Source organism: Methylomonas sp. MgM2 (assembly GCF_054172045.1).
This window is the reverse complement of the sequence record NZ_JBSYXO010000003.1, coordinates 246,424-253,437: the sequence shown is the minus strand read 5'-3', so window position 1 is coordinate 253,437 and position 7,014 is coordinate 246,424. Positions and strand designations below refer to the sequence as shown.

7 protein-coding genes are annotated in these 7,014 nt (G+C 53.8%); 2 read left to right on the top strand and 5 right to left on the bottom strand.

Annotated features, from left to right (window positions below; translation table 11 throughout):
- The 5 genes from ACW73I_RS04395 to ACW73I_RS04375 form a co-directional block, all read right to left on the bottom strand.
- On the bottom strand, nucleotides 1-489 hold a 489-nt coding region (locus ACW73I_RS04395; protein ID WP_458028019.1), incomplete at its 3' end, for a hypothetical protein.
- A gap of 490 nt (nucleotides 490-979) precedes the next feature.
- On the bottom strand, nucleotides 980-1,159 hold the full coding sequence (locus tag ACW73I_RS04390) for a hypothetical protein (protein ID WP_458028018.1): 180 nt from the start codon (nucleotides 1,157-1,159) through the stop codon (nucleotides 980-982).
- Between the two features lie 11 nt (nucleotides 1,160-1,170).
- The gene (locus ACW73I_RS04385) at nucleotides 1,171-1,380 is read right to left on the bottom strand and encodes a hypothetical protein (protein ID WP_458028017.1); all 210 of its coding nucleotides are present in this window, start codon (nucleotides 1,378-1,380) and stop codon (nucleotides 1,171-1,173) included.
- A gap of 42 nt (nucleotides 1,381-1,422) precedes the next feature.
- Nucleotides 1,423-1,746 (bottom strand): hypothetical protein, encoded by a 324-nt coding sequence (locus ACW73I_RS04380; protein ID WP_458028016.1) that lies wholly within the window; start codon nucleotides 1,744-1,746, stop codon nucleotides 1,423-1,425.
- Between the two features lie 67 nt (nucleotides 1,747-1,813).
- Nucleotides 1,814-2,068 (bottom strand): hypothetical protein, encoded by a 255-nt coding sequence (locus ACW73I_RS04375; RefSeq protein WP_458028015.1) that lies wholly within the window; start codon nucleotides 2,066-2,068, stop codon nucleotides 1,814-1,816.
- Nucleotides 2,069-2,232: 164 nt separating this feature from the next.
- Here ACW73I_RS04375 and ACW73I_RS04370 point away from each other — a divergent pair, with 164 nt between their 5' ends.
- Nucleotides 2,233-5,052 carry a sensor domain-containing protein gene (locus ACW73I_RS04370; protein WP_458028014.1) on the top strand — a complete coding sequence of 940 codons (2,820 nt, stop codon included), beginning with the start codon at nucleotides 2,233-2,235 and terminating at the stop codon, nucleotides 5,050-5,052.
- 483 nt (nucleotides 5,053-5,535) lie between these two features.
- Nucleotides 5,536-7,014 carry a nitrogenase iron-molybdenum cofactor biosynthesis protein NifE gene (nifE, locus tag ACW73I_RS04365; RefSeq protein ID WP_458028013.1) on the top strand — a complete coding sequence of 493 codons (1,479 nt, stop codon included), beginning with the start codon at nucleotides 5,536-5,538 and terminating at the stop codon, nucleotides 7,012-7,014.

The window sequence follows — 7,014 nt, the reverse complement described above, 5'->3', positions numbered from 1 at the left end:
GATAGCGCCGCTACTAATCGTCGTGGTGCCTTGCAAGGTTGTGGTGCCGCTGCCGGAATGCGTGCCGCCGGTGAAATTGGCGTGGTCGGTAATGGTTAGCTTGCCTGGCCCGTTCAATAGGCCGCCGGATTGGCTAAACCTACCGACAACCGAGGCGCCGGTCGCATTGTTTGCGGATGAATTGCCGTTTAATGTTAAGCTTCCGCTATTGATGAACAGGGTTTCATCGCCGTTATCGGTTCCAACACTGTTGATGACAAAAGGGCCGCCGGTTGAGCGTACGGTGACGGTTTGGGTACCCACGACATTCAAAACCACATCGTCCAAACTGCCGGGCAAGCTTGGATCTGAACTCCAATTACTTGCAACATCCCAGAAACCGGTTGTATCGGTCCAATTGATTTGAGCGGCCGACACCAACCCGGGTGTCAATAATGAAACGATCACTGTACTCAGTTTTTTCTTTTTGAAGTGTTTGATTTTATGCATTAAATTCTCCGTAGTTTTCCCGACAGTGTTGCATTAATACGTTGTTTGGCACGTCGCAAACGGATGCGCCGGTTCAGACGAGGTTTCGAAAGCACCCGCTGCGAGGCTACTGAAAAAAGCCGTTAATGTCAAATATGTGAAGCTTTTTGCAAAAATAATTAACCCATTAAATTTACACAATTTATTTGTTTGTTGGTTGCGCAAACTTAACATTTTCCAAGCGTCGGTCATGATTGCATAAGGATTTGGTCGGAGAGGAATACGGATTCTGCTGCGGCGCTGAGTGTTGGTTCGTTGTTACTGAAGCGCGAATAACCGAACAGGCTGGACTCGCTCGGATCGGAGTCCGCGTGGACTTCCGTCGGCAGATGCGCCCGCGGGAAGTGGGCGTACGGCACCGGGGGGCGCCGTTATCGCCGACCATGCGAACCTTAGGCAAGTATAGATCGGTTTCGAAAGCGAATTTTTTCGATGACGCGATACTGTAACGTCAAGACTGCTTCGCGTTATTCATGTCGGCATATGGATAATCGAAGCTTTCCAGCACCTTGATGTAATTGACCCGCCCGAATCCTCCAACTGCTCGATACCTTCCAGTGTTTCCGACAGGCGACGCAGCGACCACCGGATGCTTCAAATTCAGGCCCAGGTAGCGTGTTGATAAATCCATCTGCGTTTCCTCTATTCGGCGATAGCGGCGTCGGGATGGAACTGACTGCCGGACCGCGTCGCCATTTGCCCGTAAATATCCCATTTCTGATTAACCAGTTGCTGTGTCGGTTGCAGCAGGTGCTCGGCTTCGTCGGGATTGGTGCGCTGCAGCATTTTGTAGCGCAGCTCGTTATAAGCATAGTCTTTAAACGCGACGCGCGGACGCGGTGAATCCAGCAAACGGGTTCTTGTCGGAATGCTGCAGCATCGGGTTGTAACGCACTAACGACCAGTAACCGCTGGTGGTTGCCAGTTCCTGTGCTGTAAGCCGCTGTGCATGGCAATGCCGTGAGTGATGCAATGGCTGTAAGCCAAAATCAAAGACGATCCCGGATAAGCTTCGGCCTCGCGCATCGCCAACAGGGTTTGCTGGGGGTTGGTGCCCATCGCGACCCTAGCCACATAGACATTGCCGTAGGAAATCGCCTGCAAAGCGATGTCCTTCTTGGCGAGAGACTTACCGCCGGCGGCGAATTTGGCCACCGCGCCCAACGGCGTCGATTTGGACATCTGGCCGCCGGTATTGGAATAGACTTCGGTATCCATGACCGGCACGTTGACTTCGCAGCCTCTGGCCAGGATGGTCTAAGCCGTCGGAACCGATATCGTAAGCTCAGCCGTCACCGCCGATGATCCGGATGCCGCGCCGGACCATATGATCCACCACCGATAACAGATCCCGTGCCGGTTCCGAATCGATTTCTAGCAGCATGGCTTTCATTTCGGCTACCGCTTCCCGCTGCCGGCGGATTTGCGATTCGGTTTGCTGCTGTGCGTTTAAGCAAGTAGCCCGGATGGAGCCTGCGGAATCGGGGGGGGGGCAAACGATACTTTCTTTGTAACGCCTTTCCCCTATAGCCATTCCCATTTAATTCCGGGGGCTTAAAGAAGGTTATGCTGCCCGGCGGCATCCGATAGGCGATTTTTCGGGGTATCTGCATCGTGATTCACTTCTTCATTTCTCCATGGGCGGTTCGCAGTTCGACATAAAATCGATGAACCATTAAACTCCCTAAAAATTAAGGGGGAATAATGTCCAATTGGCTCGATCAAGTTGTTGCCGGCTCAACTCATTTTATGCCGCACGGTGCCTGTTACCTTTGGCAACCGTCGATTTTATGGTTGCATGTCGTCAGCGATGCACTGATCGCACTGGCCTATTATTCGATTCCTTTTGCGCTTCTCTACTTTATATACAAGCGTAAGGATTTGGCCTACCGCTGGGTTTTCGCGTTATTCGGCGCATTCATCTTATTGTGCGGAACCACTCATCTAGCGAGTATCTGGACAATCTGGCATCCCGACTATCGGGCGGAAGGTCTAATCAAGCTGGCTACCGCCCTGATCTCGTTAGTCACGGCGGCGCTGATCTGGCCATTGATGCCGCGCTTACTAAAGTTGCCGAGTACCCAAGCGCTGGAGGCGAGCGAATCCTATATGCGCGCGATATTCAATGCCACGCCGGATGCGATGTTGATCAGCGATACCTGCGGGACCATCACCATGATCAACCGTGAGGCGGAGTTGCTGCTGGGTTACACGTCATCGGAATTGATAGGGCAATCGATCGAAACGTTGGTGCCTGAGCGCCTCAGACAGAACCATGTGGTGCTGCGCCGGAAATTCATTGAATCGCCGATAAACAGATCGATGGGCGCGGGGCGAATTGTGTTGGCCTTAAGAAAAGACAAGACGGAGTTCGACGTCGAAATCAGCTTGAGCCCGATCCAAACCGAGCGAGGGCTCTTTTTCGCCAGCGCCTTGCGCGACATCACTCAGCGAAAAAAAATGGAAGACGCCTTACGGACCAGCGAAGAGCGTTTTCGGATGATGGCCAACGCCTCGCCGGCGATGATCTGGATTACCGATGTCGAAGGAAACACCACGTTCGTCAATCAAACCTGGCTTAACTTTAGCGGTATGCAATTGGAGCAGGCCATTTCCAACCAGGGTTGGACGGATTTGGTTCATCCGGAGGATAGGGACAGCGTGATCGCGGAATACTACAAGAATTTATCCGATCATAAAATCATCATGACCGAGTACCGCATACGCCGCAAGCAAGGCGATTGGCGTTGGGTCTTGGATCAAGGCGTGCCCTTGTACGACGAGGGCGGCGAATTCAACGGATATGTCGGTTCGGCAATCGATATCACGGACCGTAAACAGGCCGAAACGGATTATAGAATAGCGGCGACTGCGTTCGAGTCGCAGGAGGCCATGGTCATCACCGACGCCGATACGGTCATTTTGCGCGTCAATAAGACGTTTGTCGATTCCACCGGCTATTCGGTCGAAGAAGCCGTCGGGCAGAAAATCAGTATCTTACAATCGGGGCGTCACGACGAACGTTTTTATGCCAAGATGTGGAACAGCGTGAATAAAACCGGTTCCTGGCAAGGCGAAATCTGGGATAAGCGCAAGAACGGCGAGGTTTACCCTAAATGGCTGACGATTACCGCCGTAAAGGATGATGCCGGCATCGTGACCCATTATGTGGGGACGCATATCGATATCAGCGATCGGAAAGCGGCGGAAGATGAAATCAGAAATTTGGCATTCTACGATCCGTTAACGAAGTTGCCGAATCGCAGATTGCTGCGCGACCGTCTGCAACAGGCTTTGGCTAGCCATGCGCGTAAGCGGATGTACGGAGTATTGCTGTTTCTCGATTTGGACAATTTCAAGACTTTGAACGATACCCTGGGGCACGATAAAGGCGACGATTTGTTGAGGCAAGTTGCCCTGCGTTTAACCGCTTGCGTCAGGGAGTGCGACACCGTGGCGCGCTTGGGAGGCGACGAATTCGTCCTGATGCTGAAAGAAATGGGGCAAAAAGCCGCCGATACGGCCGTTCAGGCGGAAATGATCGGCGAGAAAATTCTGCAGGCGTTGAACAAGCCCTATCGGCTAGACGGCTATGAGCATCGTAGCACCCCGAGTATCGGAGCGACCTTGTTTTGCGACCATAAGGTTTCGATCGACGAATTGCTGAAGCAAGCCGATATCGCCATGTACCAAGCCAAGGCTGCCGGCAGGAATACCATCCGCTTTTTCGATCCGACCATGCAGGCTTCGATTATCGAAAGGGCGAAATTAGAACATGCGCTTTACGAGGGGATTCAGGCGCGACAGTTTCAACTGTTCTACCAGCCGCAGGTCGATGCCGCCGGAAAACCGATGGGGGCCGAGGCATTATTGCGTTGGATGCGCCCGGGGCGAGGGACGGTATCGCCCGCTGAGTTTGTTTCGCTGGCGGAAGAAACCGGATTGATTCTGCATTTGGGCGATTGGGTGTTACGAACGGCATGCGCCCAATTGCTGAAGTGGTCCGATTCGGAACAGACCAGCCGGCTTAGTATTGCGGTTAACGTCAGCATACGCCAGTTCCGCCAACCCGAATTTGCCGAGCGGGTATTGGCGATCTTGGCCGAGACCGGCGCCAACCCGAGAAAGCTTAAGCTGGAGTTGACCGAAAGCGTGCTGGCTTCCGATGTCGTCGATATCAGCGCCAAAATGGCTAGGCTCAAAGCGGAAGGCGTAACCTTCTCGCTGGACGACTTCGGTACCGGCTATTCCTCTTTGTACTATTTGAAACAATTTCCGTTGGATCAGCTGAAAATCGATCAAAGTTTCGTCAGAGACATTTTGATAGACGCCAACGATGCGGCGATCGCGAAAATGATTATTGCACTGGCCGATAGCATGGGCTTGGAAGTGATCGCCGAGGGAGTCGAAACCAAGGCGCAATACGATTTTTTGGTCGAGCACGGCTGCATGGCATTTCAAGGCTATTTGTTCGGCAAACCGGCCGGAATCGAAGAATGGGAGCTTAATCTAAGCAAACATTGAGCGCCTGCAGGACGCGCCGGTCGCGCGGTTTATCCGTTTGGTGCGGAAGCTTAGGATATCGTCCAAAATAACTTCCCGATATGGCAATAGTCACTGGGGACGTACCGAGTGAGGATGCCGGCAGCAAGGACGCTGCCGTCAAGTCCCCATGGAAGGGTCCACGGCGTTCCTCATTCGGTATGCCCCAGGGTTCGCACCGGCAAAACGGGAAGTTGTTTTTGGCCAAATCCTTAATCGGATTATGCTCACGCCGACCGCGTGCAAACCCTCCCGTCGGCGATTGCCAAATGCCTATATAGAGGATTTCAGGGCGGTGGATGACGGCTTTGTCCGATTTGGTGCAATTGCTATGTCGTTATCGATCCTTGAATTCCCATTTTGTAGCAAACACTACAACCCTAAGAACTAACAATGCAATAAATTCAATGTGTTAAAACATGGCATACCGGTTGCTTTAACCAAAGCAAAAACCGAGGTGCCGCCATGAAATCCAGTAAAGACATTGCCGAATTGCTAGACGAACCCGCTTGCGAACATAACAAGAAGGAAAAGTCCGGCTGCGCTAAACCCAAGCCCGGCTCGGCTGCCGGCGGTTGCGCCTTCGACGGTGCTCAGATTGCCTTATTGCCGATCGCCGACGTCGCCCACATCGTGCACGGCCCCATCGCCTGTGCCGGTAGTTCGTGGGACAACCGCGGCACCCGATCGTCCGGCCCTGACTTGTACCGCATCGGCATGACCACCGACCTGACCGAGCAGGATATCGTCATGGGGCGCTCGGAAAAACGTTTATTCCACGCCATTAAACAAGCCGTGGAAACCTTCAATCCGCCGGCGGTGTTCATTTACAACACCTGCGTGCCGGCGCTGGTCGGCGACGACGTCAACGCGGTCTGTAAAGAAGCCTTCGAACGTTGGGGCGTGCCTGTCGTGCCTATCGATGCCGCCGGATTTTACGGTACCAAGAACCTGGGCAACCGGATTGCCGCCGATGCGATGATCAAATATGTGGTCGGTACCCGCGACCCCGATCCGCTGCCGCCCGCCGCTAAAGAAGCCGAAAAAGCCGGCATCAAGATTCATGACGTAAATTTGGTCGGCGAATACAACATCGCCGGCGAGTTCTGGCACGTGTTGCCGTTGCTGGACGAGATGGGCTTGCGTGTGTTGTGCACCTTGTCCGGCGACGCACGTTTTCGCGAAGTGCAGACCATGCACAAGGCGGAAGTCAATATGATGGTCTGCTCCAAAGCCATGATCAACGTGGCCCGCAAGTTGGAGCAGCAATATCGGATTCCCTGGTTCGAAGGCAGCTTCTACGGCATCACCGATACCAGCCAAGCCTTGCGCGATTTCGCCCGCATCATCGACGACCCGGCTCTGACCGCCCGCACCGAAGCCATCATCGCCCGCGAAGAAAACCGCATCCGCGAAGCCTTGGCGCCGTGGCGCGAACGTTTGAAAGGCAAGCGCGTGCTGTTGTTTACCGGCGGGGTGAAAAGCTGGTCGGTCATCTCGGCGCTGCAAGATTTGGGCATGGTGGTCGTCGCCACCGGTACCAAAAAGTCGACCGAAGAAGACAAGGCGCGGATACGCGAATTGATGGGCGAGGAAACGCTGATGATAGAAGACGGCAGTCCGAAAGCCTTGCTGAAAGTGGTGGCCGATTACAAAGCCGATATTCTGATCGCCGGCGGCCGCAATATGTACACCGCATTGAAGGCCCGGATTCCGTTCCTGGACATCAACCAAGAGCGCGAATTCGGCTACGAAGGTTACGAAGGCATGTTGGAGTTGGTACGGCAACTGGCCCTGACCTTGGAAAGCCCGGTATGGGAATCGGTACGAAAAACGCCGCCGTGGCGCGTGGCTAAAAGCGGCAGCGACATAGAGGAAAGCATTCCGGCCGAAGGCGGCGACAGCGTCGAATCCGTCGAAGCCATGAAAATTCAGGCGGCTTGA

Excerpts from the sequence above, each read along its gene's own strand:
- ACW73I_RS04370 (WP_458028014.1), top strand. The coding sequence starts at position 2,233 with ATGTCCAATTGGCTCGATCAAGTTGTTGCCGGCTCAACTCATTTTATG.
- ACW73I_RS04375 (WP_458028015.1), bottom strand. The coding sequence starts at position 2,068 with ATGGGAATGGCTATAGGGGAAAGGCGTTACAAAGAAAGTATCGTTTGC.
- ACW73I_RS04390 (WP_458028018.1), bottom strand. The coding sequence starts at position 1,159 with ATGGATTTATCAACACGCTACCTGGGCCTGAATTTGAAGCATCCGGTG.
- ACW73I_RS04380 (WP_458028016.1), bottom strand. The coding sequence starts at position 1,746 with ATGGATACCGAAGTCTATTCCAATACCGGCGGCCAGATGTCCAAATCG.
- nifE (WP_458028013.1), top strand. The coding sequence starts at position 5,536 with ATGAAATCCAGTAAAGACATTGCCGAATTGCTAGACGAACCCGCTTGC.